21 protein-coding genes and 1 pseudogene are annotated in these 25,298 nt (G+C 60.8%); 12 read left to right on the top strand and 10 right to left on the bottom strand.

Features of this window, described 5'->3' with window-relative positions:
* Window positions 1-188 precede the first annotated feature (188 nt).
* The 8 genes and pseudogenes from AC1DZP_RS14695 to AC1DZP_RS14730 all read right to left on the bottom strand — a co-directional run bounded on the left by AC1DZP_RS14695 (window position 189) and on the right by AC1DZP_RS14730 (window position 6,180).
* Window positions 189-323, bottom strand: coding sequence for a hypothetical protein (locus tag AC1DZP_RS14695; protein WP_477303304.1), 135 nt, complete (start codon window positions 321-323; stop codon window positions 189-191).
* A gap of 105 nt (window positions 324-428) precedes the next feature.
* Complete coding sequence (locus tag AC1DZP_RS14700) at window positions 429-1,505, bottom strand: class I SAM-dependent methyltransferase (RefSeq protein WP_477303306.1); 1,077 nt, start codon at window positions 1,503-1,505, stop codon at window positions 429-431.
* A 260-nt stretch (window positions 1,506-1,765) separates the two neighbouring features.
* Window positions 1,766-2,473, bottom strand: a pseudogene (locus tag AC1DZP_RS14705) (NAD(P)H-dependent oxidoreductase).
* A gap of 27 nt (window positions 2,474-2,500) precedes the next feature.
* A complete protein-coding gene (locus AC1DZP_RS14710) occupies window positions 2,501-2,977 on the bottom strand; it encodes a DoxX family protein (RefSeq protein ID WP_477225595.1) in 477 nt (158 codons plus the stop codon).
* Between the two features lie 11 nt (window positions 2,978-2,988).
* The gene (locus tag AC1DZP_RS14715; RefSeq protein WP_477303308.1) at window positions 2,989-3,774 is read right to left on the bottom strand and encodes an HvfC/BufC family peptide modification chaperone; all 786 of its coding nucleotides are present in this window, start codon (window positions 3,772-3,774) and stop codon (window positions 2,989-2,991) included.
* Window positions 3,761-4,786, bottom strand: a complete 1,026-nt coding sequence (bufB, locus tag AC1DZP_RS14720) for an MNIO family bufferin maturase (protein ID WP_477303310.1) — start codon at window positions 4,784-4,786, stop codon at window positions 3,761-3,763. The genes AC1DZP_RS14715 and bufB overlap by 14 nt, the downstream gene beginning before the upstream one ends.
* Window positions 4,787-4,828: 42 nt before the next feature.
* The gene (locus AC1DZP_RS14725) at window positions 4,829-5,098 is read right to left on the bottom strand and encodes a BufA1 family periplasmic bufferin-type metallophore (protein ID WP_095081018.1); all 270 of its coding nucleotides are present in this window, start codon (window positions 5,096-5,098) and stop codon (window positions 4,829-4,831) included.
* A gap of 239 nt (window positions 5,099-5,337) precedes the next feature.
* Window positions 5,338-6,180, bottom strand: a complete 843-nt coding sequence (locus AC1DZP_RS14730; protein ID WP_477303312.1) for a patatin-like phospholipase family protein — start codon at window positions 6,178-6,180, stop codon at window positions 5,338-5,340.
* Window positions 6,181-6,895: 715 nt separating this feature from the next.
* On the opposite strand from AC1DZP_RS14730, the gene AC1DZP_RS14735 reads away from it, so the two are divergent.
* From AC1DZP_RS14735 to AC1DZP_RS14750, 4 genes are all read left to right on the top strand, one after another.
* Complete coding sequence (locus AC1DZP_RS14735; RefSeq protein WP_477303314.1) at window positions 6,896-7,807, top strand: LysR family transcriptional regulator; 912 nt, start codon at window positions 6,896-6,898, stop codon at window positions 7,805-7,807.
* A 192-nt stretch (window positions 7,808-7,999) separates the two neighbouring features.
* Window positions 8,000-8,482 carry a cupin domain-containing protein gene (locus AC1DZP_RS14740; RefSeq protein WP_095080322.1) on the top strand — a complete coding sequence of 161 codons (483 nt, stop codon included), beginning with the start codon at window positions 8,000-8,002 and terminating at the stop codon, window positions 8,480-8,482.
* A gap of 92 nt (window positions 8,483-8,574) precedes the next feature.
* The gene (locus tag AC1DZP_RS14745) at window positions 8,575-9,777 is read left to right on the top strand and encodes an MFS transporter (protein WP_477303316.1); all 1,203 of its coding nucleotides are present in this window, start codon (window positions 8,575-8,577) and stop codon (window positions 9,775-9,777) included.
* A gap of 100 nt (window positions 9,778-9,877) precedes the next feature.
* On the top strand, window positions 9,878-10,342 hold the full coding sequence (locus tag AC1DZP_RS14750; RefSeq protein ID WP_457152712.1) for a DUF302 domain-containing protein: 465 nt from the start codon (window positions 9,878-9,880) through the stop codon (window positions 10,340-10,342).
* 65 nt (window positions 10,343-10,407) lie between these two features.
* Here AC1DZP_RS14750 and AC1DZP_RS14755 read toward each other — a convergent pair whose 3' ends face one another.
* A complete protein-coding gene (locus AC1DZP_RS14755; protein ID WP_095080328.1) occupies window positions 10,408-11,319 on the bottom strand; it encodes a LysR family transcriptional regulator in 912 nt (303 codons plus the stop codon).
* A 276-nt stretch (window positions 11,320-11,595) separates the two neighbouring features.
* Here AC1DZP_RS14755 and AC1DZP_RS14760 point away from each other — a divergent pair, with 276 nt between their 5' ends.
* The 4 genes from AC1DZP_RS14760 (at window position 11,596) to AC1DZP_RS14775 (ending at window position 15,923) form a co-directional block, all read left to right on the top strand.
* Complete coding sequence (locus tag AC1DZP_RS14760; protein WP_457152713.1) at window positions 11,596-12,378, top strand: 3-hydroxybutyrate dehydrogenase; 783 nt, start codon at window positions 11,596-11,598, stop codon at window positions 12,376-12,378.
* A 26-nt stretch (window positions 12,379-12,404) separates the two neighbouring features.
* Entirely contained in the window at window positions 12,405-13,562 is a 1,158-nt protein-coding gene (locus AC1DZP_RS14765) for a patatin-like phospholipase family protein (RefSeq protein ID WP_477303319.1), read from the top strand.
* A 34-nt stretch (window positions 13,563-13,596) separates the two neighbouring features.
* The gene (locus AC1DZP_RS14770) at window positions 13,597-14,991 is read left to right on the top strand and encodes an NAD(P)/FAD-dependent oxidoreductase (RefSeq protein ID WP_477303321.1); all 1,395 of its coding nucleotides are present in this window, start codon (window positions 13,597-13,599) and stop codon (window positions 14,989-14,991) included.
* Between the two features lie 227 nt (window positions 14,992-15,218).
* Window positions 15,219-15,923 (top strand): peroxiredoxin-like family protein, encoded by a 705-nt coding sequence (locus AC1DZP_RS14775; RefSeq protein WP_477303323.1) that lies wholly within the window; start codon window positions 15,219-15,221, stop codon window positions 15,921-15,923.
* Here the strand turns inward: AC1DZP_RS14775 and AC1DZP_RS14780 are convergent.
* The gene (locus AC1DZP_RS14780; protein WP_477303325.1) at window positions 15,907-16,812 is read right to left on the bottom strand and encodes a LysR substrate-binding domain-containing protein; all 906 of its coding nucleotides are present in this window, start codon (window positions 16,810-16,812) and stop codon (window positions 15,907-15,909) included. The two genes, AC1DZP_RS14775 and AC1DZP_RS14780, sit on opposite strands and share 17 nt — an antisense overlap.
* 522 nt (window positions 16,813-17,334) lie before the next feature.
* Between AC1DZP_RS14780 and AC1DZP_RS14785 the strand changes: the two genes are divergently transcribed.
* The 4 genes from AC1DZP_RS14785 (at window position 17,335) to AC1DZP_RS14800 (ending at window position 25,170) form a co-directional block, all read left to right on the top strand.
* Entirely contained in the window at window positions 17,335-18,477 is a 1,143-nt protein-coding gene (locus tag AC1DZP_RS14785; protein WP_477303327.1) for a hypothetical protein, read from the top strand.
* Between the two features lie 57 nt (window positions 18,478-18,534).
* The gene (locus tag AC1DZP_RS14790) at window positions 18,535-20,601 is read left to right on the top strand and encodes a caspase family protein (RefSeq protein WP_477303329.1); all 2,067 of its coding nucleotides are present in this window, start codon (window positions 18,535-18,537) and stop codon (window positions 20,599-20,601) included.
* A gap of 26 nt (window positions 20,602-20,627) precedes the next feature.
* Window positions 20,628-21,377 (top strand): lysozyme, encoded by a 750-nt coding sequence (locus tag AC1DZP_RS14795; protein WP_477303331.1) that lies wholly within the window; start codon window positions 20,628-20,630, stop codon window positions 21,375-21,377.
* A gap of 199 nt (window positions 21,378-21,576) precedes the next feature.
* Window positions 21,577-25,170 (top strand): caspase family protein, encoded by a 3,594-nt coding sequence (locus tag AC1DZP_RS14800; protein ID WP_477303333.1) that lies wholly within the window; start codon window positions 21,577-21,579, stop codon window positions 25,168-25,170.
* Window positions 25,171-25,298 lie beyond the last annotated feature (128 nt).

The following is a 25,298-nucleotide window of genomic DNA, read 5'->3' on the forward strand; positions in this document are numbered from 1 at the left end:
AGAGTTTTCAAAAAGGGAGAGGGCTACAGCGTAGAACGGCGTGCGCAAAGGCGGGTCTGCTTCGCGCCTCAGGCCGGTTGCGACGGCCGACTTGCCCGCTAACTTAAAGTAGACATTGCGTGTGCCGAGATCGAGGCGCATTGCCGGACGTTCGGTTGCGGCGGCGTTCGGTTTTTGGCTCCGCCGCTTCACCCGATGTCGGCAACGACGGTTCCCGAGACGGGATCGGTCACGYCGAGGTCGCCGCCGAGATCCTCCAGCATGCCGCGCATCGTATCCAGCAAACCGATCATCTGCGGTCGTGCCGCCGCTAGGCTGTCCATGTCGTTCCATTCACCGACGACGCAGAAGGTCCGGTCTCCGGTCTTGACGAGTGCGCCCTTGCAAAAGCCCTTGACGTCGAGGGTCGCCTTCTTGTGCGCATCACCTTAACGGCGTGCCTCGAGGACCATATTGAACGGTGTCTCGGTGGCGCGGCGGAACCGCTTGAACCCGCCGCCGGATACGACCTTGCGCAGCCTTGCCTCGCCGGCCTGTGCGCCGAGCCCCAGCCCAACCTCCTGCGACAGCGAGGCAGGCGTGCAGATGAAGGTCGAGGCGGCGTAGTAGATGCGGCCGACCGGATTCAGGTTCGCCGAAAGCTGGTCGTTGGCGAAGGGCTCGACGATCATCCAAGTGCCGTCCGGCTTCAGTGCCTTGTGCACATGTTTGGCCGCGCCTTCCGGATCGCCCATGTCGTGCAGGCAGTCGAAGAAGGCGACAAGATCATAGGTGCCGGGGAAATCCTTGGCCGGCGCCACCTCGAAGCTGGTGTTGCCGGCAACGCCGGCCTCCTTCGCCGCGGCCCGGGCGCGCTCGATCGACGGGGCGTGATAGTCGAAGCCGGTGAAGCGCGAGTTCGGGAAGGCCTTGGCCATCAGCACGGTCGAGGCGCCGTGGCCGCATCCGACATCGGCGACGTCTATGCCGCGCTCCAGCTTCTCGACGACACCGTCGAGCGCCGGCAGCCAGGAGCCGATCAGATTGGCGTTGTAGCCCGGCCGGAAGAAACGTTCGGTGCCGCGGAACAGGCAAGCGCTGTGATCGTGCCAGCCGAGCCCCTTGCCGGAGCGGAAGGCCTGCCTGACCTTCTCCTCATCAAGCCACAGCGTCGAGACCACCTCAAACGCGCCGGCCATGAAGGCCGGGCTGTCCTCGTTGACGAAGACCTGCTCCTGCTCGGGGCTGAGGTAGAAGCTGTCGCCGGCCTCGTCATATTCGACATAGCCGGCTGCCGCCTGCGCCGAGAGCCATTCGCGGACCAGCCGTTCCTGCGTGCCGGTCCTGTTGGCGAGTTGGCCGGCGGTCATCTTGCCGCCCTCGCTCATGGCCGAGAACAGGCCAAGCCTGTCTCCCAGCAGTACCGCCGCTCCGGTGGTGATGGCGCCGAGATCGTCGACCATCTTTCCCAGCAGCGCTTCCAGTTTTTCCTGATTGGGCTGATTGTCCTTGTTGCGCTCCAGCATCGGCTTTCTCCTCCAGCTCGATCCCAAACACTAGCCACGGGCGACAAGCCTGCTCCCGTCACCAGGATGGCCTCGCCGTAACAGTCCATTGTTCGCCCCGTGGCGACCGACTGTTACAACTTCACAGCAACGTGATCGCTGCCTGAAAATTCTCAGCGAGAGCAGGACCTCAAATCGTCGGTGCATCAGAGCAAACCTGCTAGCTCAGGAACCGCGGTCGGCGTGTGGCGTCCGGACCAGTAAGCTGAACAGTGCTTCTCTCACGCCGATTTCAAGACATGGGCGTCGTCGAAGTCCGCGAGCTTCGGATAAGCGATAGTGGGGGCATGCGCGAGGCTGAGGACGCGTTCACGGTAACGATCGAGGCAGATCCGGCGTTCGCCGTCGCTGACGCGCGCTGGTGCGTGCACAAGGAACGGTTCGATCACCGTGAAGCCGACAAAGTAGAGCATGCCGTGGTTGATCGGGAACAGGATTGCGTCGATCGGGCCGTTCAGTCCTCGGCTCGAATAGATCGGCGGCGGTCCGCCGATTGTGACGGAACACATCGCGCGCTTTCCCGCGAAGACGCCGCGATCATACCATTTGCCGCCACCATAGATCCTGCCGCCCGACGCGAACACTCGGTCAACCCAGCCCTTGAGGATCGCCGGCAGCCCGAACCATCAGAGCGGAAACTGCAGGATCAAGACGTCGCACCAGAAAAGCTTGTCCATCTCCGCCTGGATGTCTGGAGCAAATCCGTCGTGGGCGGCCGCATTCGCCTCCTCAGCCTGCTGGCGGTAGTAGGTCGCGTCGCGCACGGTCGTGAAGTTGCGGCGATCTGATACTGGATTGAAGCCCATGGCGTAGAGATCGGAAACAACGACCTCGTGTCCCGCCGCAGACAACGCCCCCTGCGCCGCGCTGGTCAGGGCGCCATTGAAGCTGTTGGGCTCGGGGTGGGCGTGAACGATGAAGACGCGCACCGTGCTGTTCCCACTCGATCGAAATGTTCATTTTCTCGATGCCGAAAAGGTCCGCTCGGCGATATGGTCAAGCGAGAAGACGCCAGCCCCGCGCGTCAGCACAAGCAGCAGCAGCGACGCCCACAGCAGGTGCTCTGCCCAGTTTTCCGGATAAACGAAGATCTGGATGACAGACACGACGCCGAGCAGCATCAGCGCTGCAAGGCGCGAAAACAGCCCCAGGAAAATCAACACCGAGCCCGTGAGTTCTGCGGCCGTCGCGAGCGGCGCCGCGATCGACGGATCGATGAACGGCAGATTGTATTCATTGGCAAACAGTTGCAGCGTGACCGGCCAGGATGCCAGTTTCGACTGCGCGGATTGCCAGAAGACATGTCCGACCGCGACACGGGCCGCAAGCTGGATCAGCGAAAATGGAATGCGTTCGGGCAGCTTGATGATGCGCCGGCAGAGGCCGACCAAGCCGCTCGGGCTGGTCGAGGGATGATCTGAAATTGCGGTCATGACTGTCTCCATCAGTTTGAGAGGGAATGCACTGTGATGCGCACGTTTGTGACAAGCCCGTCAGCGAACAGACGCACGAGCGCGGACACGAGTTCGAAGTTCGGTTCGAGCGCAAGCGCGCGGCTTGCACCATGTTCGAGGCCGAGGCCGTGCTTGAGAGAATGCCGGAAGGCGAAGTCTGCTCGGTCGAGGAGAATTAGGCGGACGCTGTTCCCGGTCCGCCACAACGCCACGCGTTCGGGACGTCTCGCCCAGGTGCAATGCCGATCGACTGTTGTGCCCCGCTGGTGCGCCGTCCACACCGATAGAATCGACCAGTGTGAAACGATCAGCCTCAGCGATGGCTGCAGCAGGATATCGGGTGAAGGTCCCAGGTCGATTTTGTCATAGTCCGCAAGGCTGCGGGCTGGCAGCGAAGCCGTATCGAGTGCCTCGGCGATGGCCCATTCGAGCCGCGCCGTTTCGGCGACGATCGGCATGTCGGACAGCGTGTCGATCGTCTTCAGGAAGCGCGGGAAGCCGGCGCCGTAGCGCGACAGCCGCGTCTCCACCGGCGGATGGCGTCGGATGAATTCGCTCGCCACGAAACGGAAGAAGCGTTCGTCGACCAGGCGCACGGTGACGGGAAAGACCGCCATCAACACCGCAGTGAGCGAACTGCGCGTGTTGTTCTGGTAGATGCGCAGGCGGGCCAATGGATCGGCCTTGCCGGCGGTCAGCATTTTCGCGGAGACCATTGGTTCGATGGCAAGCACCGAGCGCGCCATGGTGGTCTGCAGGTTTTCAAGCGGCAACATCGTATCCTCCTTCCATTGGCGTCAACGCTACCGGTATGGTTGCTCCGGCCTTGGCGGCAGCGAATGCCGCCAGCACCGGCATGCTGGTCCCCACGCTTTCGAAGCGGGTGAGGGACATCGGTCGGGGTTTGGCTGTTTCAGCGTGTCTCGCAGCCTGCTTGCGGTTGAACATGATCGAAGCGGTGAGCATGTCGGCCCACATGGCTTCGCCAAGCAGTACATCGAGAACCGGGACATCGGTGTCCCATTCGATCAGGGTGGGGCGCGGTCCGAGCCGGCCTATGACATGCTGGTAAAGGCTCCAGACGACCGGCGGCACACGCGAGCCATGATCGTCGATGAGCACGGTGTCGGCCCCGACCTGGTTCGTCGCGTGGCCGGCGAGATGGATCTCGCCGATGGCATCGGTCGGCAGCGCGTCGATGAAGGCTCTGGCATCATATTGCAAATTGTGCGCCGAGACCTGGACGTTGTTGACGTCCAGCAGCAGACCGCAACCGGTCCGCGCCACGAGTTCGGCCAGGAATTCAGCCTCGTTCATAGAGGAGTCGGCAAAGGCGACATAGGCGGACAGATTTTCGATCAGCACCTGACGCTTCAGCGTATCCTGGACGGTCGCGACATTGCGCGCCACGATCGCCAGCGCCTCTTCATCATAGCGTAGCGGCAGCAGATCGTTGAGATAGGCGCCGTCGGCGACGCTCCAGGCGAGGTGCTCGGAAACAAGATCGGGCTGGAAGCGCTCGCAGACCTTGCGCAACCGCTCGAGATGATGGCGATCCAATCCTCGCGCGCTGCCCAGCGACAGGCCGACACCATGTACCGACAACGGATAGGTCTGGCGCAACTGTTCCAGCGCCTCGACGCCGGCGCCGTCTCCCATGTAATTCTCGGCATGAACCTCGAGCCAGCCAGCGGAAGGCCTGCGGGTCAGCATTTCACCGATGTGAGGGGAGCGAAGACCGATGCCCGCTGATGCGGGGATCGGGAGGGGCTGCAACGCACGGGACATCGGTCTGCTCCTTTCAAGGGGTTGGCGTGAAGTCTGGATGGTTCAGGCTTTCGGCTTGTCGCTGCCGCCGGCAATCTTGGCGCAGCTGCCGGCGGGCACGTAGAGCCATGAATCCGGCTGGTTGTCGGCGGTGGCCGTGCCGGCGCAGGAATGCGTCGCGGTCTGACAGTCGTTCTGGCCGGCCTTGACGACGCCGTAGCATTTCTCGAAGGCGAAGCCGGGCTTGGCAGCGGGGCCGCTATAGGCCGCCGTCGCGGCGAGCGAAGTGGCGGCAGCGAGGGCCGATCCGATGAGGGTCTTGGTGTTGATCACAGTCGTGTCTCCTGGTTGCGTTTCGAGGGAAAGACTGGCCTTGCGGCCTGTCTGCAAGCAGTGTCCCCGATCAGGCCCCTGAGCTGAAATGCTGTCTCGGCATGGATTTGATACGCGGCCACTATGTTGAGAGGCCGCACGCAAAAAGCCCTCCGGCGGGGGCACCGGAGGGCTTGGCACCTGCATTCGGGAGCGGCCGAAACAGGCGCGGCCAGGCGGGAGGGAGGCGCCTAGATCTATTAGGTTCCGCGGTCGAAGGCCGGGTGGTCCTCCGCCACGGAAAGATCGGCCAAAAGCCAGTCCCCGGCACGTTCGCGTCCTCGGTCACGCATGTCGGTCAGTTCACCCCAGTCGGTCCAGGGCCTTGTGAACAGTGCTGCGCCGGCGCGGTATTGGCTGTCGAAGATGACGTGGGTTGCGGCGGGCTTCATCGCACAATGGCTGGCGGCGAGGCGGCGATCCGCGCACGGCGTCGTGAACAGTGCCGGCTTGCCGGTGACCACCAGCCGATGATCGGTGTCTAGCTGCAGGGCCCGCAAAGCCGAAAGGTCGCCGTCGCCCCAATAGCTGTCACCGTCGATCTCGACCGGCGGGAAGAGGAACGGGATCGTGGCGGCCGCAAGGATCGCGTCGATCGACAACTGATCGCCGGCGAAGATCTTCACCGCATCGGTGCGGGCATTGAAGGCCAGGATGCTCAATTGCAGCGGGCGGTCCTTGTTGCGGATTACCGCAATATCGATCGATTGTTCCAGGATCGATCTCAGGGGGCTTGCGGCATCGGCGGCAAAAATCGATGCGTGGCTGACGCGTCGCCAGAAGTTGGTGAGCGCCGTCCGCGCGCCGCGCCGGCCGCCCAAGGCCAGGCCATAGGCCAGAACGGCGGCCTCCATTGCACCGAAGCCGGACGCGGTGATGTTGCCGATGGAAAGGCTGGGGTCGTCAAGCAAGCGGTCGAGGACGCCCCAGACGAAGGCGCCGTGCGCGTCGCTTGCCAGGACAATGTCCACGACCCCCCGGTCATCGACTGCAGGTCTTGCAAAGACGGCTTGGTCGGTTTCGGTTCCGGTCTGGATATGCATGTTTCAGTCTCCATCCCCAAAACGCCAGACTGGGCGTTTGATGGAAAGACTGCCGCAACTCCTTCCGCTTGCGAAATGCCAAGGTGGCATGAACTCCATAGGCAGATTGCATTGGTTGCCATCACGCGCGCGCCGCAAGATTTAGTCGGCAAGCGAAGATTCCGGGATTTTGCCCTGGACCAGCATCGAGACGGCCGCCGGAGAGCGTTCAGCACACAAGGAGCAAATCATGAGAATACGAATCGCGTACCTGGGGCGATTGCCCTCGCTCCGATTGCCGGAGCGACTTCGGCTGACGCCTTCGGCGACCTGTCGGCCGCCTTCTACACAGACGCCGCGATGAAGACGATGAAAATCGGATGCCGAGTTCAAAGCAGCCTGGCACGCTATGTCGACGGACAAGCAGGGCGCCATGAAGAAGGAATGCAACGACGCAGCGACGAGCAAGCCTCATGCAGAATTCTGCGTCAAGGTGCATCTGCTCGGCGGCAACAGCTGAACGTCACGCTGCTTCCAGATCAGACCCGAGCGCGATGGCGTTCAAGCTGTTCGCCATCGTCTCCTATGTCCCAGCAAAGCTACAAAGGCGCCAACCTGCGTCACCCCATGACGATATGCTATGAACTTCATAGCGGCGGTGCATTGGAACGAGGATGTCGTTTGCGGCAAGGTTCGGTTTAGCAAAAAAGGACCATACGCAACGGGGACAATCGGCATGGACATTCATCACATCCGCTATTTCCTCGCCGTGTGCGAGACACGAAATTTCACACGGGCCGGCGAAAAGTGCAACGTTACCCAGCCAGCGTTGTCGCGCGCCATCCAGCAGCTGGAAGACGAGGTCGGCGGCCTGCTGTTCCGCCGCGAGCGAAACCTGACTCACCTGACCGACCTGGGCGCGCTGCTGCGACCCCGGTTTCAACAGATCCTCGACGAACTGACGGGAGTGCGACAGGAGGCGTCGAGATTCTTGTGCCTGGAAAATGCCAACCTCAAGGTTGGCGTCATGTGCACCATCGGACCGCGCCGCTTCACCGGCCTGCTGGCCGATTTCAACAGGCGTCAGCAGGGCATTCAGCTGCAGCTGGTGGAAGGTGTGCCGACCTCGCTTTCACAACTGCTCGAGTCCGGCGAAATCGACGTCGCCATCATGGCGTCCAGCAACAGTTTTCCGGAACGGTTCGATGTCACGCCGCTTTATCGCGAGCGCTTCGTCCTGGCTTTTCCAAACGGCCATCGGTTGGCCCGCAACGACAATGTCGCCATCTCCGAACTCGACGGCGAGAATTATCTGCGGCGACTGAACTGCGAGTATCGCGATCACCTCGCCGGCCTGTGCAATGACCGTGGCGTGAAACTCAGGATTTCCTATGCGAGCGAACGCGAGGACTGGATCCAGAACATGGTTTCAGGCGGCCTCGGGATCTGCTTCATTCCGGAGTTCAGCGCGGTGATCCCTGGCTTGCAGGTCAGGCCGGTCATCGACCCCGAGGTCTGGCGGGAAGTGTCTTTGGTAGTCGTGGCGGGGCGCAGGTTTTCGCCGGCGGCATCTGCCTTCGTCAACAGCGTCAAGGCGCATGGCTGGCCTGAGAGCGCCCTCGCTCAAACGATCCGCACCGCTGCCTGAAGCAAATCAAATAAATTCCAGCGCCGCACGACAGGACCTGTCGTGCGCCTTTCGTTCGTCGTGATGTCCGACCATAGTTTTCGGGTATCGAATTGAGAGCCAGTCAGCATTTCTCTTTGTTCGCCGCACCCATCACTCTCCATTCCATGCCCCGCCTCCCGCGTTTGGGCACCGACAAAGGAGAAATACTAGATGGCTACCAAGAAACTCAACTTTGCGTTGGCAATCGGCTTGCTGTCCGCAGCCGCTGCATTTTCCGCTGCGCCGGCCTTCGCCGGGGACTGCCCTGCCGGCCAGGCCGCCACGACCGACATCCAGGAACACCCCAGCAAACCGGTCGGCGTGACCGACACGGTTCTCTCGGCGATCGATCTCAGCAGCAAGGGCGAAGCGTGGAAAGGCAATATGCTGCGCCTGCGCAAGCTCGTCGTTCAGCCGGGCGGTGTCGTGCCGTGGCATGAGCACAATGTCCGCCCCGCCAACATTCTGATCGTCGAAGGCTCGATCACCGAATATCGCAGCACCTGCAAGGTCGGCATCGAACATCCGGCTGGCGACGTGACAGCCGAATTCGGCCAGCTCGCCCATTGGTGGAAGAACAACGGCAAGGTTCCCGCAGTGCTCTATTCCGCCGACGTCCTGCCTCCTGCGATGCACGACGACCACATGATGTGAGCCGCCCATCGCGGTGAACAGATCCCGGAATCAGCGACGGAAGCGCGTCCTCAGGCGGTCCGCCCGGGGACGTGCGGCCACGGAGTCCTGTCATGACTACCACTGAACACACCGAACCGACGCGGCTCCGCATGGTTGCCGCAGACAGCTGGCGCTTCGGCCTGATTGCCCTGATCGCGTTTCTCACGCTTGTCGATCTGTTCGCCACTCAGGCCATCCTGCCTTCGCTGGTGATAAAATTCGGCGTCAGCCGCGCGACAATGGGTTTTGCCGTCAACGCCAGCACGTTCGGCATGGCTGTGGCCGGGATCGCCGTGGCGCTTTTCGGCAGAAACCTCGATCGGCGCAACGGAATCTGGATCAGCCTTGCGGTGCTGGCAATCCCGACGACGTTGCTTTCGCAGACCGACAGCATCGTGGTCTTCGCCACGCTGCGTGTCGTCCAGGGATTGTGCATGTCGACCGCGTTCACGCTGACGATGGCCTATCTCGCCGAACACTTTTCATCGAGGCAAACGACCAGTGCTCTTGCTGCCTATGTGACCGGCAATGTCGCCAGCAATTTTTTCGGACGGCTGATGTCGGCCGCCGTGGCCGACACGTTTGGCATCTCCACCAACTTCCTCACGTTCGCCGCGCTCAATCTGATTGGCGCGGCCCTTGTCTGGCTCACCCTGCAGAAGACATCGGCAATGATGCGCGCTGACGCCAAGAACGAGCCTGCCCGCACCGCATGGAAGGGCCCGTTGATGAACGTCGAGTTGCGTGCCTGCTTCACCATCGGCTTCCTGATCCTCTTCGTCTTCATAGGCACCTTCACCTATGTGAACTTCCAGCTCGTCGCCGCGCCGCTGTCGCTGTCGCCCATGGCGCTGGGGCTGGTTTATTTCGTCTTCCTGCCCTCGATGCTGACGACACCACTCGCAGGGCGGGTTGCTGCCGGGCTCGGGCCAGGGATCGGGATCGGCGCAACGCTTGCATTGGCCATCCTGGGTTTGCTTCTACTTCTGGTGAGCAGCCTGCCGGTGGTGCTTGCGGGAATGGCGCTGGTCGCCATAGGCACCTTCCTGGCGCAGGCTATCGCCACCGGGCATGTCAGCCGGACCGCGTCGCGCGACCGCGCCGCCGCGAGCGGCATCTACCTAGCCTCCTACTATGCGGGCGGGCTCGCTGGCAGCTTCGTCATCGGACAGGTCTACGACCGCGTCGGCTGGACCGCCTGTGTGGCCGTGCTTGCCGCGGTCCTCGCCGGGGCAATTGCGGTCGCGCGAGCATTGAAGACGCCAACCGGCTGACGATCGCAAGTCGTCGATCGCGAAGCGCTCTCAGATATTGGACAAAGATATCAACGTAGTAGCCAAGATTCATGCAACCTGGAAAACAAAGGAGACTGACATGACCAACTACCTGAAAACCATGATTGCCGGGGGCGCCATGCTGATGGCGCTCATTCTCCCGGTCGCCGCCTCGGACGGTGTCGTCACCGTGAAGAGCGACTATTCCGTCGCCGAAACCGTCGCCCGCATCAAGAAGGACGTTCTCAAGAAGGGCATCAAGTTCTTCGGCGTCATCGACCAGGCAAGGCTTGGCAAGAATGCCGGCAACGACGTCAAGCCGTCGCGGCTGGTGATGTTCGGCAATCCGGCTCTCGGCACGACCTTCATCACCTCCAATCCCGAGGCCGGTCTCGACTGGCCCGTTCGCGTCCTGGTCTACCAGACCGCGGACGGAACGGTTTACGCCGCCTACAGCGATTTCGACTGGATCGCCAAGCGGCATGGCATCACCGACCGCGAGGCGCAGTTCAAGATGGCGACCGAAGTCATCCAGTCCGTGACCTCGACGATCAAGAAGAACTGAGTACGGATGATGTGCCGTAGATCCGCTGCCGGTGCATGCGACGCAGCCTGCTGCTCGCGACGAGGTTATTCAGCGGCGGACAACGCCTTTGCCCGCTCGCCGAACCACCGCTTCTGCGTGGCCTCGCGCACCAGCGCGCCAACTGCCGGCGAATGCCTGCGGCCGCGCACGGTGACGAGATTGACCTCGCGCCAGAATTCCGGCTCGGTGATCGGCAAGGGCACCACGCCCGGGTGCTTGGCGGTGTGTTCGGGCATGAAACCGAAGCCAAGCCCGGCAGCGATCATTGCCAGTGTCCAATCGTCACGATCGCTCCAGTAGACAGGGCTGACGGTGACGCCCTGTTCGGAGAGAATGGCATCGGCATAGCCGGCAAACTCGCAATTGTTGCGGTGGATATAGCTTTCATTGCTCATATCCTTCACCCGCACGCTTCGCTGGTTGGCGAGGCGATGGTTCAGATGGACGGCCATCACCATCTGCTCCTGAAAGAGTGGTAGCGAGTGCACGTCCTCGTCGGGCACGTTCGAAGGCAAGGCGTAGATGGCGGCCTCGAGATCGCCTTCGAGCAGCCGTCGCCGCAAGCTCTTGGCGTCTGAATCGCAAAGGTGAAGCTCGACGCCGGGGTGATGCGACCGGACGGCAGCGATGAGCTCAATGATTTCGTCTGGCGCAATCGTGCTCATGATGCCGACCTTGAGCGGCGTCTTCTTCAGATGCACATATTGCTCGGCAATCTGCTTTGCCTGGCGGGAGTTCTCGAAGACACCCTCGAGATAGGTCTCCACCATGCGACCGAGCTCGGTGAGATGGGTGAAGCGGCGCTCGCGGTGGAAAAGCGCCCCGCCGAATTCATCCTCGAGCAGCTTGATTGCGCGCGACAGCGCCGGCTGCGTGACGTTGCACTGCTCGGCAGCCCTGGTGAAATTCAGCTCCTTGGCAACGGCCAAGAAATATCTGACCTGGCTGATCTCCACGGCAACTCCCCTCGGCGGGCGGGCATATACCGCACGACCCGTGTTGCGGCGCGATCTTACTAGCTGCCCCTACGTCAAACAACCCGGCCTGGAGATCTACATCGTCGCGGCAGCGATCAGACCGTCGGCTATCGAATCCATGTCTCAACGGCATTTCCGTCGCCTTCGGCTGCTGGCCATACTTGATCCAGAATTTCAAACCGGGGCGCGTGCAGGCCCGTTGCCCGCAGCCATTGCTCGATGGTTTTGCTGCGGCTCCAACAGAAGGAAACGACGATGCTCAAAGGAAAGACGGCGCTGATAACAGGCTCGACCAGCGGCATCGGCCAAGGCATTGCCGAAGCCTTCGCGGCAAAGGGCTGCAACATCGTTCTCAATGGCTTCGGCGATGCGGATGAGATCGAACGCTTGCGGGCGAAGCTGGCCGCCGACTACGAGGTCACCGTTCGTTACGACAATGCGGACATGAGCAAGGGGGGCGCAATCACCGCCATGATGGACAAGGCCATCGCGGAGTTCGGGGCGATCGACATCCTGGTCAACAATGCCGGCATCCAGCATGTGGCGCCGATCGACGACTTCCCGATCGAGAAATGGGAGGCGGTCGTGGCGATCGATCTGATGTCGTCATTCTACACAATCCGGCGCGCCCTGCAGGCGATGAAGGAGCGCAAATGGGGTCGCATCATCAACGTTGCGTCCGCCCATGCGCTTGTCGCTTCGCCATACAAATCCGCCTATGTCGCCGCCAAACACGGCGTCGCCGGCCTGACCAAGACGGTAGCGCTGGAAGTGGCCGAGCAGGGCATCACGGTCAATGCGGTTTGCCCCGGCTACGTGCTCACGCCACTGGTCGAAAAGCAGATACCGGACACGGCCAAGGCGCGCGGGATCACCGAACAGCAAGTCATCAAGGATGTGCTTTTGGCCGCACAGCCGACCAAGCAGTTCGTAACGGTCGAGCAGGTTGCGTCGCTCTGTCTTTTCTTGGCCTCCGACGATGCGGCCTCGATCACCGGCGCGATCTTGCCGATCGAAGGCGGCTGGACCGCCCACTGAAACCGGCAACGAGGAGCGCAAAGCCCATGAACAAGATCACCCGGAACCCCTCAACGTCGGAACCCGTGCCGGAGGCCGTTCGTATGGCTGACGGTTCGGTCAAGCGACAGACCGTATTGGTGCTGCAGGGCGGCGGCGCTCTCGGCGCCTATCAGGCCGGCGTCTACCAGGCGCTCGTCGAGGGCGGGGTCGAACCCGATTGGGTCATAGGCACCTCGATCGGCGCCATCAATGCGGCGCTGATCGCCGGAAACGAGCCGCAGGACCGCCTGCCTAGGCTGCGCGAGTTCTGGGACGGCGTCAGCCGCAGCAGCCCGCTCGACGAGTTCTTCCGGATGATGGTTCCGAGCAACATCTTTGCCAATATGGGCACGGTGATGCGCGGCATACCGGGGTTTTTCGAACCGAACCCAAGCGCCATGTTCGGGGTCAATCGCGAAGTGGGGGTGGAGAATGCTTCCTACTACACCACCGATCCACTCAAGCAGACGCTGGATAGCCTGATCGACTTCGAATGCCTCAACCGCCGCCATACGCGGCTGACAGTCGGCGCGGTCAACGTCAACACCAGCGAGCTCAAGTATTTCGATAGCAGTCTGATGCCGTTGTCGGTGGCGCACATCATGGCGTCGGGCGCCCTGCCGCCGGCCTTTCCGGCAGTCTGCATCGACGGCGAGCCCTATTGGGATGGCGGCATCTATTCGAACACGCCAATCGAAGTCGTGCTGGACGAGCGTCCGCGGCGCGACGCGCTGATCTTCGCCGTCAACATGTGGCAGCCGCGCGCGACGGAGCCGAAATCGATCTGGCAGGTCATGGGACGGCAGAAGGATCTCCAATACGCCAGCCGCGGCAGAAGCCACGTTGCCCGTCAGGAGCAACTGCATCGTCTGCGCCACGTCGTGCGCGAAATGGGAAAGCTGGTACCCGAGGAGCGGCGCGACGATCCGATGTTCAAGGAACTGGCCTCCTATGGCTGCCCTTCGGTGATGCATCTCGTTCGGCTGCTTTCGCCGCGCCTCGACGGCGAGGACCACACCAAGGACATCGACTTCACGCGCACAGGAATCCACACGCGCTGGCAGGCGGGATACGAACATGGCCAGCGCGTCCTCTCGGAAAAGCCTTGGGAATGCGAGGTCGACATGCTGCAGGGCATCGTGATCCACGAATCGCAGGAATGACGGACCAGCGCCTCGGAACCGATGGAGAATACCGATGCAGATCATCACCCCCGGCATGCGGCTGATCCCCGAGGCGGTGCTTGCCAACAATGCCGCCCTTTTCCGTACCATTCCGGAGACGCCTTCCCATGCGGATACGTCGCTGCATCGCGTGGTTATCGTCGGCGGCGGTGCGGGCGGACTGGAGCTGGCGACGCGTCTTGGTCGCAAGTTCGGCAAGCGGCGGCTTTCCGTCACGCTGGTCGACCGCAACCGCACCCATATCTGGAAGCCCCTGCTGCATGAAGTGGCATCCGGCGCGCTGAACGCGTCGCACGATGCTGTCGAATACATCGCCCATGCCAGCCGGCACGGCTACCGATATCGCATCGGCGAGGTCGTTGGCATCGACCGTGCCAAACGCCAGGTCTTTGTCGCTCCCAGCTTTGATGACGATGGCAGGCAGATCATCCCGCCGCGTCTTCTGGGCTATGACACGCTGGTGCTGGCCGTCGGCAGCGTCAGCAACGATTTCGGCACGCCGGGCGCCGCGCGTCACGCCATTTCGCTGGATACGGCGGAGCAGGCTGCCCGTTTCAACAAGCGCATGATAGACGCGTGCCTGCGCGCCAACGCGCAATACGAGCAGCTTTCGCCCGGTCAGCTTCATTGCGTCATCGTCGGCGCCGGGGCCACTGGCGTTGAACTTGCCGCGGAACTGCACAAGTCGATGCGGGAGATTGCATCGCACAATCTCGACAACATCGATTTCGAGAGATTGATCCGCATCACCATCGTCGAAGCCGGGCCGCGGATCCTTCCGGCCCTGCCGGAGCACATAGCACGCGCTTCGGCACGTCTGCTGGTCAAGCTCGGCGTGCAGATACGGTGCGGCATCAGGGTGAGCGAGGTGACGGAGGACGGCATCAAGCTTGGCGAGAAATTGTTTGTGGCGGCCGAACTCGTCGTCTGGTCCGCTGGGATCAAGGCCCCGGATTTCCTGAACGAGCTTGATGGCCTCGAAACGGACCGCATCAACCGGCTGGTCGTGGATGAGACACTGCAAGCCAGAGGGGACGAGAACGTTTTCGCGATCGGAGATTGCGCGAACTGCGTCCTGCCAGGCGACGGCAATGCCCTGCCGCCACGAGCTCAGACAGCGCACCAGCAGGCAGATCATTTTGTGAAAGTCGTTTCAGCGCGCCTTGCGGGGCAGGCTGCGCCGGCATTCCACTACCGTGACTACGGCTCCCTCGTTTCGCTCGCCGATTACGGTTCGTTCGGCAGCCTGATTGGCGGGCTGAGGATCGAAGGTCTGCTCGCCCGGCTGATGTATCGCTCTCTCCACAAGCTGCATCTCCAGGCGGTGCATGGCCTTGTGAAGACCACCCTGGACTCGATCAGCGAGATGTTTGCGAGGCGCACCCGGCCTCGCATCAAGCTCCATTGAACACGTGCAGGTGGCGACTTGGAAAAGTATGGTGGTCGTGATCCCGGCCTTCTCGTCGGATACCAGGAACACGATGTCATACTGTAACGAATTGAGGACGAGCCACGAACAGAATGCGAACCCAACTTGCCTCGATGCATCTTGGGCATCGAAACGATGCAAGGAAAGCATGACCCCGCCCGACGAGCTCCAATGATAGGGTGCACGCAATCCATGAAAGTGCAGAAATGGCCGACGACGACCAGGCAATGACATTTGAACAGTCCGTCCAGGCTGCCATAGAACTTGATGCACCCCTGAACGAGCGGCTGGCGGTGATTGCCGCCGCGGTGCGCCGCCTGGACGCGAATTTCGCCGATGCGGTGGATCGCTTGGTGGAGCGCCTGGAGAAACAAGGGGCAGGCGCAGTGGCGCCGATGCCAGGCGATATCATGCCGGCGTTCCTGCTTCCTGACGACGATGGCAAGCTGGTCAGTCTGGCCGACGTGCTGCAAAGGGGGCCAGCGGTGATCACCTTTCAGCGCGGGCATTGGTGCCCCTATTGCCGTTTGAACGCGATTGGCATCGTCGAAGCCCAGCCCGAGATTGCCACCCTGGGCGGCCAGATCGTGGTGATCATGCCCGAGCGGCGCAAATTCGCGAAGGCGATGAAGACTGCCGTCGGCGCGACGTTTCCCTTCCTGACCGACATGGACAATGGCTACGCCCTGTCTCTCAATCTTGCGATCTGGGTCGGGGCGGAGATGGAGCGGCTGATGGGGCTAGGCCTCGATCTCCCCAACTATCAGGGCAACAGCAGCTGGTTCCTGCCAATCCCTGCAACCTTCATCATTGGAACCGACGGGATCATCACCGATCGCTTCGTCGATCCCGACTATCGTCGGCGGATGGACATCGACGATCTGATCGCGGCGCTCAGGCGGGCTCGCTGACGCCAAAAGATGACCAGTCCGTCGACCGCAACAGGTTGAGCAGCGTCGTGGCCACGGGCGAACGATGCCGACCAGCGACCGCGTAGACGGCGACGACCCGAGAGATTTCCAAATCCCGCAGCTTGAGCCTGCGGATATTTGGCGTCCGCGGTGCCGTCACGGAGACGAAGCCCACGCCGGCGTTGGCCTCCAGCAATGCCAGCAAATCGTGGTCGGTCTCGACTTCATGCGCAGTGCGAGGCGTCAGGCCTTTCGCGGAAAGGCAGCGGGACAGTTCCTCGCTGGTTTCCCAATCGATGCGGCTGAGCACAGGTTCCGCCGCCAGTTGGCTCAGCGCGACATCGGCCTCGTTGCGGCGGGCAAGTGGGTGATCGGAGTTCACGACGAGCTCTATGCCCTCCTGGAAGAGCGGCCAGGTGTCGAGCCGATCCCAGGCCTGCCCCAACGGACCGGCAACGGCTAGCTCAACCTCACCGTTCTTGAGAGCCTCAACGACAGCGCTCGGCGAGCCCCGGTTGATCTTGAGATGGACTCCGGGATAGGCGCGAAAAAGCTCCGTAAACGGCGATACCAGCAGCGCAATGTTGACGCTGTTGGAAATGGTGACGTTAAGAGGCGCCACGTCGCTGCTTTGCACAGCCTTGGCGAGTGATTTTGCGGAAGTGGCAGCGTCGTAGCACTGTTGCAACAGAGGCAGCATACGCCTGCCGAGTTCGGTCAGGTGAGAGTGCTGGCGCTCGCGCCGGAGAAGCTCGCCCCCCAACTCCTCTTCGAGCGTCTTGATCGCTCGAGTCAGCGCGGGTTGGGTAACGTTGCACTCTTCGGCTGCTCTGGTGAAATTAAGCGTGCTGGACAGGGCAAGGAAATAGCGGACTTGCTGCATCTCCATGAATCTTCGCCCCCTCAGCGAAATGATCTATCAGCGACTGCGCATGTTTGCAGGCTAACGCATTGCAGCCGTTCCGGCAAAGTGTGGCAACGTCGCTAGGCGGGACGCTATGCAGTATGGCTTAGTCAATGTTTGCTGTGGGCCGGATCAAGTCGATGATCGCGATCGTCATCGTCCCACATCCAGCCTTTGGCCTAACAGATCCGATTGGGCACAAGCGCAGTTCCATGAAAAAGGATCACTTCAAGCGGCGCCTCAGATTTTTTCGGCACCAATGCCTTGACCTCGCAGGCATGGATGCCTGCACGTCCGTCAGTGCGTTTCGTGGTAGGGGCTCAATTTCACATAGCGATACATGGACGGCGCGGCTTCGCCATTCATCTTTTGGAACGCAGATTTCGACGGCAACCCGCCGATCCTTAGTGCGGATAGGCAAACAGAAATCGCTTCATCTAGTATGCGTTCCCCTTCCTAATTATAGAAATGGAGAGTACGGTTTAAGAAGCCATCCGGGGGGGTGAAATGCGCTTCAGGCAACTGATTGCAGCTCTTGTTCTAGTACTTTCCCAACCTTTTGGCGCACTGGCCGATGAGTTTGCCGCCGTAACGCACCCGAGCTTCTCAGCCGTAGAGCCGCGGCTGGTTTATGGGCTGATCACCTACGATTTTGCGTTTACTGGAAAGGACGGCGCTGCAAGAAGTCAATCGGCTTCGGCGTTCCTGCAATCGTTGATAAAGTCGAGGTTCCAAAACAAGTCGGGAAACTACATCGTAAGTCTCGATGTGGCGATTGGCGACAAGATCATTGCCACCGAGCCGATCATGTCGGCAACGTGGGAAGAGAGCAAATTCCTCTTCGTCACGACATCCGAGAAGTCGAACATCGTCATCAACAGGAACGGTATCCTCATCGACGACATCGTCGTGGATTCTGAGACAAATACAATCTCGTTCTCGATGAAGGTCAGATATAGTTCCAATACGTCGGTGGACATGTCGTTGCTGACCGAGCTGTCGCAACTGTCTAGAACCGCCTCTCTGGCCGGTTTGTCGCCGGGTGTTCAGGCGGTTTCGGATGCCTATGCTCCGTTCGCGACCATCCTCAGCAAGCTCCTGAGCAAATATACCGACGTCTCGATCGTCGACAACACAACGGGCGCGTTCACGTTGCTGGATGACGGATTTCCCAATCAGCTGCGATATAACGGGACCAACTTCAAGGTTAACATCTACCTGAAGACGCTGAACTCGCAACTGCCGACGAACTTTTCGCCTGAAGGGTTCAAGATCTCCAATTTCGGCCTGCCGCTGACTGAGGTGAAGAGCGGTGTTGGGGCAGCACGGGCACCAGTGATCGATCTGATAACGGCAGGAACCGACAGGGTTGCCGGATTTGTAAAGGCGATCACGGACGGCGCGCCGCTTGGATCCCCCAAGCCCGCATCCGAGACGGAAATCCACGACAGTTGCGTCGCCCTCAAGAACAAACTCAACAAATTTGTCACCTCAAGGGATGCGGCATTGGTCTACTGGTCCTTCCTTCGAAGCTTCCATGCGGCGCTGGTGCAATACAAGGATGGCGTAAGCTGCGGCAGGGGCGATTTGGTTGAAGACCTGAGCGCACTGAATTTGCCGCTCAGCGCAAGCGACTGGCCGGCACAATAGGCTTCGAATAACGGGCTGCCTTGCCCAGGTCTTTGTGGATTTCTCTGGAGCGAAACGATGTTCACAGTAGGCAAGCGGCATTGCCGGGCGCTTTTGGTGGCGTTGCTTCTCTTGGTGTGTCCTCGCGTCGTATTCGCAGAGGAGCCGGGCGTGTTCGCGCTCCTTGTTGGCATAAACAGCTACGCAAAGACGCCAGGCTCCGCCTACAACGCATCGGACCTTCATGGAACCGCAAACGACGTTGCCCTCGTTAAGGACCTGCTGACCGGCACCTACGGCGTTCCCGACGACGGCGATCATTACCGGGTTTTGCTGGACGCCCAGGCGACCCACGCCGGCATTCGAGAGGCATTTGCGGAGCAATTGATCGAGAAGGCAAAAGCGCATCCGGATGCGACGTTCCTGTTTTACTTCAGCGGTCACGGCTCCCTGGCCATCGATGACAATGGCGACGAGGGCGATGGCTATGATGAGACCATCGTTGCACAGGACAGCCGTGGTCCGGGTGGCACCGACATACGCGACGATGAAATCGAGGCCTGGCTGACCCAGCTCAAGCAATACTCCCATAACATCGTGCTGATCTTTGACAGCTGCCACTCAGGCACGATTTCAAAAGAGCCCACACTTGCTGCCCGCATGGCGCCGCTAGACGGTAGACTGCTGAAGGATGCGCCTGCTGAGCGTCACGGCAAGGATGCGTCGATCGCGGATTCAGGCCGCTCATACTCGATCATCGAAGGGTCCCGGGCCGATGAAGTGTCCAACGAGGATCTTGTCGGTACCGCATCGGGTTCGCAGTATCATGGGCTGCTGACCTACTATCTGGTCCAGACGCTCAAGCGATCTCCACAGCTGACCTATCGCGAAGCAGTGATGCAAACCGAGAGGTATGTCCAAAAACGTGCGCCATCCCAGCATCCACAGGCGGAAGGAGACTTCGACAGGGTGGTTTTGGGCGGAATAGGAACCCGCCAGCCCCCCTTCATTTCGATCACAAATGTGACGCAGGACCAGATTTCGGTCGCAGTTGGCCAGGCGCAGGGGATTCAACCAGGAGCAATCCTGGCCGTGTATTCCAGCAAGGCAACCAAGCTCGTCGGTGAGGACGGCAAGATCGCGAACGCGGTCGTGATTTCGTCCGACATCGCGACTTCGGTTGCCAAACTGGTCAAAGCCCCGAACGAGCCTGTGACCACTGCGTCGAAAGTTCGAATCGTCTCGCCCTATTCCGTTGAGCAAAAGATTGCGGTGGCTATTGCCGATCCACCTCCAGAGCTGGGCATCGCTGCGGCGGTCCTGCCGATAAAGGCAGCGCTCGCTGATCGACTACGCGACAATGCGCTGGTGCGGCCGGTGCAGGATTTAGGCCAGGCGACGATGGTGATCGCCATGGGGTGCCTGAACGGTGGCAAGCTTATTCCGATGGAGGAACGCAAAACGCTCAGCCCCGGCTGCGACAAGGTCTACTATATCACGCCGCGAGACCAGGTTGGGGCCATGCATGGCTACACGGTTTCGGCAAAGGACGACGGTGCCGCTGTCGATGGCATTACGGGCGCGCTCGAGAAGATAGCCCGACAGGAAAACCTGCGCGCGCTGACGAACAGCGTTTCCCCGCTGGCAGGTGCGGTCACGGTTTCTCTTGTCCGTGTGACAGTTAAGACCGAGAACGGCAAGCCAAGCGTGGAGGGCGAGGCTCCGGTGGTGTCATCGGGCATAGAGCCGATGAAGCAGGGAGAATATTTTCGCTTCAGCCTCACAAATACAGGATCACAAGATCTCTACTATTCAATTATCGGATTGGGGAGCAGCGGATCTGTGTATGTCTTGGGAGATGGCGGATCAGGGGACAAATTGCAGGCTGGCGTCACGATCAGCACAAAACCGCCACTGAAGGTCGGGCCGCCCGCCGGCCTTGAATCCTACCTGGTGCTTGCGACGACTTCGCCAGTCAACGTCCATTTCCTCGAGCAGCAGGGCATAGATCCCAGAGATGCCGGCCCCCTTGGCTGGCTTCTCGCTGGGCTCTCTAATCCTGGTTTCAGGGACTCCGCCCAGGTTCCGGATTTTGATCTGAATTCCTGGGCAACCATGCGGATGGATATTGAAATTCAACCTTAACTCGGCAAGTCGGAGAAGGACAGACAATGACAGTTTTCAAGAAAGCACAATCGGACAGGCAAGGGTTCAAGCATAAGCCTTGGTCGCAGGCTGTTCTTCTGGCGTTATGCGTGACAACAGTCTCGATCGCGCACGTCCAAGCCGGTCAGGCGGTGAAAACCCTCAAGGACAAACATGCGCCGGGCATCCTCCTGGAAGACACCAAGGATGTACTGCCGCAGGGTGTGGAATTGCGCAAGGTATACCGGCCCGGCATTGAATTGACCAAGAAATGGGAAGGGTGGGTCCCCAAGCGCTATAATGATGCCGTTGGTTACTGCACCGTCGGTTACGGCCATCTCCTGAAGAAGAAGAACTGCGACGGTACGGGCAACGAAGTGGAGTTCCTGAAAGGCATCTCGAAAAAGCGCGGTGAAGACCTGCTTATCGAGGACATGTCGAAGGCCCAGATCACTGTGCAGCTGGCCGTGCCAAAAGATATCGACGACGGCGCCTATGCCGCGCTTGTCGATTTTACCTTCAATGTTGGCGGCAACAACTTCAAGACCTCGACCCTTCTCGCGGTCGTCAAGAAAAAGCAGTTTGATCGCGTCCCCGAACAGCTCCTCAGATGGACACGTGCGGCAGGCGTCGAACTGGTAGGATTGAAGAACCGCCGCAAAGACGAGATCAAGGTGTTCTTTGATGGAAAGCCGGTTCCGAAGCCGGCGCCCATACCGGGTGAGGATCTGTCGCCTCTCAATATCGATGTTGTTGCCGAAAAGACGGCAAACTAGGATGCATCATTCCACATCCGTGCCGACTCTGGAGGCAGTACCGCGCAACGGGTTATAGCGAGAGCATCGGCGCCCCTACGCTGCGACGCGTCGCGCGGCGTAGGGCGTGTCGATCTTCGAAGGCAAGCGACGACTGTCACCGACCCAGTTGCGAAGAGAGTTCGCGGCAGGCCGCGACAGCTTTCAATGAGGGCTGCGCATGAGACCACACCGGGTAATTTTCGAGGTCCTGTACTTTTTCCTGATTTGTTCGGTGTTGTGCGGCGCCGCCTTTGCACAGGACATTGGTAGTCGCGGCCCAGACAATTTCGCTGCCCTGGTGCCCAACCTGCGGCCGCAGGAGGCTTCGTTCGTGACGTTCTCACCCAATGGCAAGCTGCTGGCCACAGGTGGCGGGTATGGTGAGCCGGCAGCAAGGCTCTGGGACGCGGACACCGGACGTTTTTTGCGCGTTATTGACGGCAGCAACAGCAGCGCTTCGATCGGAGTGCACGTCAGTGCTTTTGGCTTCTCCGACGACGGGCTGACCGCTGTGACAGGAGACGATGAGGGGCGGCTTCTGTTGTGGGACCTGAAGGGCGGTCGAGTGCTGCAGGAATACGCGACGCAACACCAGGCGATCTATTCGATTGCGATCTCGACTGATGGAAAAGAGGTGGCCCTCGTCGAGGAGGGCGGCATTGAGATATTTGACATTGCGGTCGCAAAGCCGATCTTTTACCGCAAGACGCCCGACATAAGTTACGGCAAGATCGAACGCCATGGAACTGGATGGGCGGCCATATCATGGAGCCCCGGCAGGGTCCTGTTCCTTGACCCCAGGCGCGGCAACGACACAGAGGTTGATCTGGGGGATGACACCACCAGCGTGTCGTTCTCGGACAGTGTCGGCAAGATACTGGTAACCACGTCCCAGGACGTGTCGATCAGGGACCAGAGCAACCACGTCCTGGCCAGAGTTCCGGTTCGAAAGAACGTGCCGACGGAATCCGCAATGTCTTCCGATGGGCACTACGTGGCCCTCGGATACCGCATGGGCCTTGTTGAATTCCTGGACGCGAGCACGCTTAGGCTTCTGCGCACCGTTCCCGTCGACGGCGACCTCGATTCACTCAATTTCTCGCCTGCGCAACCATCGCTTCTGGCGGTCGGGCTGCGATCGAACGGCTCTCCGATTTTTTTGCTGAGCGCCGGTTCCGACAAGGGCGACGAGATCGTCGGCGCATCGATCGATCCAATTGGGTCTGCGGCGTTCCGGCCCTCCAGAAACCACCTGATACTCGCTCCCGTGGCAGGCCCGGTTGCGCTATGGCGCGACGACGATGGCCGAGGCGTGTTCGAGAACCTGGGCAATGGGCCGATATATTCGGGATCCATCGCCTTGTCCTCGGACGGTCAACTCCTGGTTGTCGATTCAAAAAGCGATACGCGTCTCTGGAGCGTCGACTCAAAAATTGGTTCACCCCTTCAAAAAGGTAATCTGGACCATCACGGTGGATGCAACGGGGCTCAAGTGTTCCTTCCCAATACCCATCAACTGGTGACGACCGACAGCGCGGGGCGCGTGTTGATATGGGATCTGGACTCTCGTGCTCGGCTTATGCTGGACGAGAGTGCCGCCGACAGACGCCGTTGTATCGCCGTCTCCACCGACGGAGCCATGATCGCAGTCTCGGACGAAACCAAGGCAACGATCTCGCTCTGGGATGCAGGAAACCGAAAGCGGATCAGAAATCTCGCTGGCTTGTCGAGCAACATCGGAGGCGTGGCGTTTTCACCGGATGGTTCGAAGATTGCGGTGGTCAGTCCTGCAGAAGGTTTCAGCCTGTTGGACATACGCACGGGGGAGAAGCTCAAGAGCGTGGATATCCCGTTGCTGGGATTGACGTTTCTGCCGGACGGCAGGCGACTTGCATTCGGCAAGGATGACGGCGAGATCGCAATTTTCGACTATGTCGCCGGCAAGGTCGAGCGATCCTTCTTTGGCCACGTCGCGAGGATTTCTTCACTGAACGTGTCCGGCGACGGAACGCTGCTGGTTTCGGCAAGTGACGATGGCTCCGCGAAAATATGGGACATTCCAAGCGGCAAGCTGATGCAGACGATCGTCTTTGGCCGTGAGGGTACCTGCCGGAGCGACGTGGAGGGCAGCCACGCAGGCAATGGGCAGGCGGATCGTTCGGTCCCGACATCTTGTTGGATGAGCTTTGACGCTGACGGGCGATTTGATTCATCGGCCCTGGAGTCCATGCCGCTGGTCAGCTGGGTGGTCAGCGATGATCCCTTCAAGGCCCTTCTGCCCGAGATATTCATGCGGGATTATTACGAGCCGAACCTGCTTGGCCGGCTGCTGGCGTGCCATGGGGCTGAGGTGAACGGAAAGAATGCGAACGCGTGCGCCGACGCGTTCAAGCCGGTACGGCCGCTGGCCTCGCTGAATCGGATCCAGCCGGATGTACGGATTGTGAGTGTGAAGGCGGGGCCGACACCTGGTGTTGCCCTGGTGGAGGTTGAGGCATCGGGCAAGGAAGATGCCTCACAGCCGAATGGCAAGACGAGCACCGGGATTTACGACGTACGGCTGTTCCGTGAAGGGCAACTGGTGGGCCAGTGGCCCGAGCCGAAGGACAATGCGGCGGTGGTCGGCGAAGATCTTGGTGCGTGGCGCAGCGCTTCGCGCGTGGCGATGACGCCGGGAAAGATCCTGGCGAGGCACGTCTTCCCGGTCCGGCTTGCAGGCGGTGACAAGGGCAAGAAGGTGACGTTCACGGCCTATGGGTTCAACGAGGACCGGGTGAAGAGCGCGACAGCTACCGACGACAGCTACACGGTGCCGCAGGACATAGCCGTTCCGGCGAAGCCGCGGGCCTATGTGGTGACGGTCGGAGTGAACGAGTACGAGAACGAAGCGCTGCGGCTGAACTTCGCGGTGGCCGACGCCAGGGCGATCGAGACGGCGCTGCGGGGAATCAAGGGCTACGACGTGGTGCCGGTGCTGCTGACCACCGACTACGCGCGCACGGAAGGGGATAAACAGATCCCCGCGGTCGACCACGCCAGCAAGGCCGACATCCAGGCGGTGCTGTATCTTCTGGCGGGCAAGGGGGAGGTGGAACGGTCGCGGCTGCGGCAGGAGATCGGCCCGGTCATCGACCATCTGGCGAAGGCGACGCCGGACGATGTTGTGATCCTTGCCTTCTCCGGTCATGGCCACAACGAGCAGGGCCGCTTCTACATCCTGCCGTCGGATTCGGGCAACGACCTGACGAAGCTGGACAGAATGATCTCGAGCGAGGAACTGACGGCGTGGCTGCGCGATGTCGATGCCGGCGAGATGGTGATGATCGTCGACGCCTGTCACTCCGCGGCGGGGGTGCCGGAAGGCTTCAAGCCTGGTCCGATGGGCGATCACGGGCTTGGTCAACTGGCCTATGACAAGGGCATGCGCATCCTTGCGGCCACCCAGGCCGACGACGTTGCCCTGGAGAGCGGTTCACTCGGCCAGGGGCTGCTGACCTATGCGCTCAAGGAGGGGTTGACGACCGGAACCAGCACGCACAAGCTTGCCGACACAGACGGCGATGGCACGGTCACCATGAAGGAATGGCTGACCTATGCCGAAACCCGGGTGCCCGGCCTCTACCAGGATGTGCTCGCCGGCAAGATCGAGAAGACCAAGGACTCCAGCCCCGATGCCAATCTTCTCGAAGACACCACCCGACACGCCCAGACGCCGGCACTGTTTGATTTTGTGAGAGCGACCGCGCAAGACCCTGTGATTGCAGCCCGCTGAGGATGGTGCGGGAAAGAGCCTCTTCGCTCCCTCGAAAGACATATGGCGGCCGAGCGCAGATTCCCTTTCGACCCCATCATTTCAAAACGAATGCACGACCCAACGACGCAGGCTATATTGCCCCTCGG

The sequence above is a fragment of the Mesorhizobium sp. P2_F8 genome, assembly GCF_056403655.1.

What these genes read in the sequence shown, in the direction of transcription:
- AC1DZP_RS14800 (WP_477303333.1), top strand. Translation starts at nt 21,577, where the DNA reads ATGAGACCACACCGGGTAATTTTCGAGGTCCTGTACTTTTTCCTGATT.
- AC1DZP_RS14760 (WP_457152713.1), top strand. Translation starts at nt 11,596, where the DNA reads ATGCTCAAAGGAAAGACGGCGCTGATAACAGGCTCGACCAGCGGCATC.
- AC1DZP_RS14730 (WP_477303312.1), bottom strand. Translation starts at nt 6,180, where the DNA reads ATGCATATCCAGACCGGAACCGAAACCGACCAAGCCGTCTTTGCAAGA.
- AC1DZP_RS14710 (WP_477225595.1), bottom strand. Translation starts at nt 2,977, where the DNA reads ATGACCGCAATTTCAGATCATCCCTCGACCAGCCCGAGCGGCTTGGTC.
- AC1DZP_RS14750 (WP_457152712.1), top strand. Translation starts at nt 9,878, where the DNA reads ATGACCAACTACCTGAAAACCATGATTGCCGGGGGCGCCATGCTGATG.
- AC1DZP_RS14775 (WP_477303323.1), top strand. Translation starts at nt 15,219, where the DNA reads ATGGCCGACGACGACCAGGCAATGACATTTGAACAGTCCGTCCAGGCT.
- AC1DZP_RS14785 (WP_477303327.1), top strand. Translation starts at nt 17,335, where the DNA reads ATGCGCTTCAGGCAACTGATTGCAGCTCTTGTTCTAGTACTTTCCCAA.
- bufB (WP_477303310.1), bottom strand. Translation starts at nt 4,786, where the DNA reads ATGTCCCGTGCGTTGCAGCCCCTCCCGATCCCCGCATCAGCGGGCATC.
- AC1DZP_RS14790 (WP_477303329.1), top strand. Translation starts at nt 18,535, where the DNA reads ATGTTCACAGTAGGCAAGCGGCATTGCCGGGCGCTTTTGGTGGCGTTG.
- AC1DZP_RS14770 (WP_477303321.1), top strand. Translation starts at nt 13,597, where the DNA reads ATGCAGATCATCACCCCCGGCATGCGGCTGATCCCCGAGGCGGTGCTT.
- AC1DZP_RS14700 (WP_477303306.1), bottom strand. Translation starts at nt 1,505, where the DNA reads ATGCTGGAGCGCAACAAGGACAATCAGCCCAATCAGGAAAAACTGGAA.
- AC1DZP_RS14745 (WP_477303316.1), top strand. Translation starts at nt 8,575, where the DNA reads ATGACTACCACTGAACACACCGAACCGACGCGGCTCCGCATGGTTGCC.
- AC1DZP_RS14780 (WP_477303325.1), bottom strand. Translation starts at nt 16,812, where the DNA reads ATGGAGATGCAGCAAGTCCGCTATTTCCTTGCCCTGTCCAGCACGCTT.
- AC1DZP_RS14715 (WP_477303308.1), bottom strand. Translation starts at nt 3,774, where the DNA reads ATGTTGCCGCTTGAAAACCTGCAGACCACCATGGCGCGCTCGGTGCTT.
- AC1DZP_RS14735 (WP_477303314.1), top strand. Translation starts at nt 6,896, where the DNA reads ATGGACATTCATCACATCCGCTATTTCCTCGCCGTGTGCGAGACACGA.
- AC1DZP_RS14765 (WP_477303319.1), top strand. Translation starts at nt 12,405, where the DNA reads ATGAACAAGATCACCCGGAACCCCTCAACGTCGGAACCCGTGCCGGAG.
- AC1DZP_RS14795 (WP_477303331.1), top strand. Translation starts at nt 20,628, where the DNA reads ATGACAGTTTTCAAGAAAGCACAATCGGACAGGCAAGGGTTCAAGCAT.
- AC1DZP_RS14740 (WP_095080322.1), top strand. Translation starts at nt 8,000, where the DNA reads ATGGCTACCAAGAAACTCAACTTTGCGTTGGCAATCGGCTTGCTGTCC.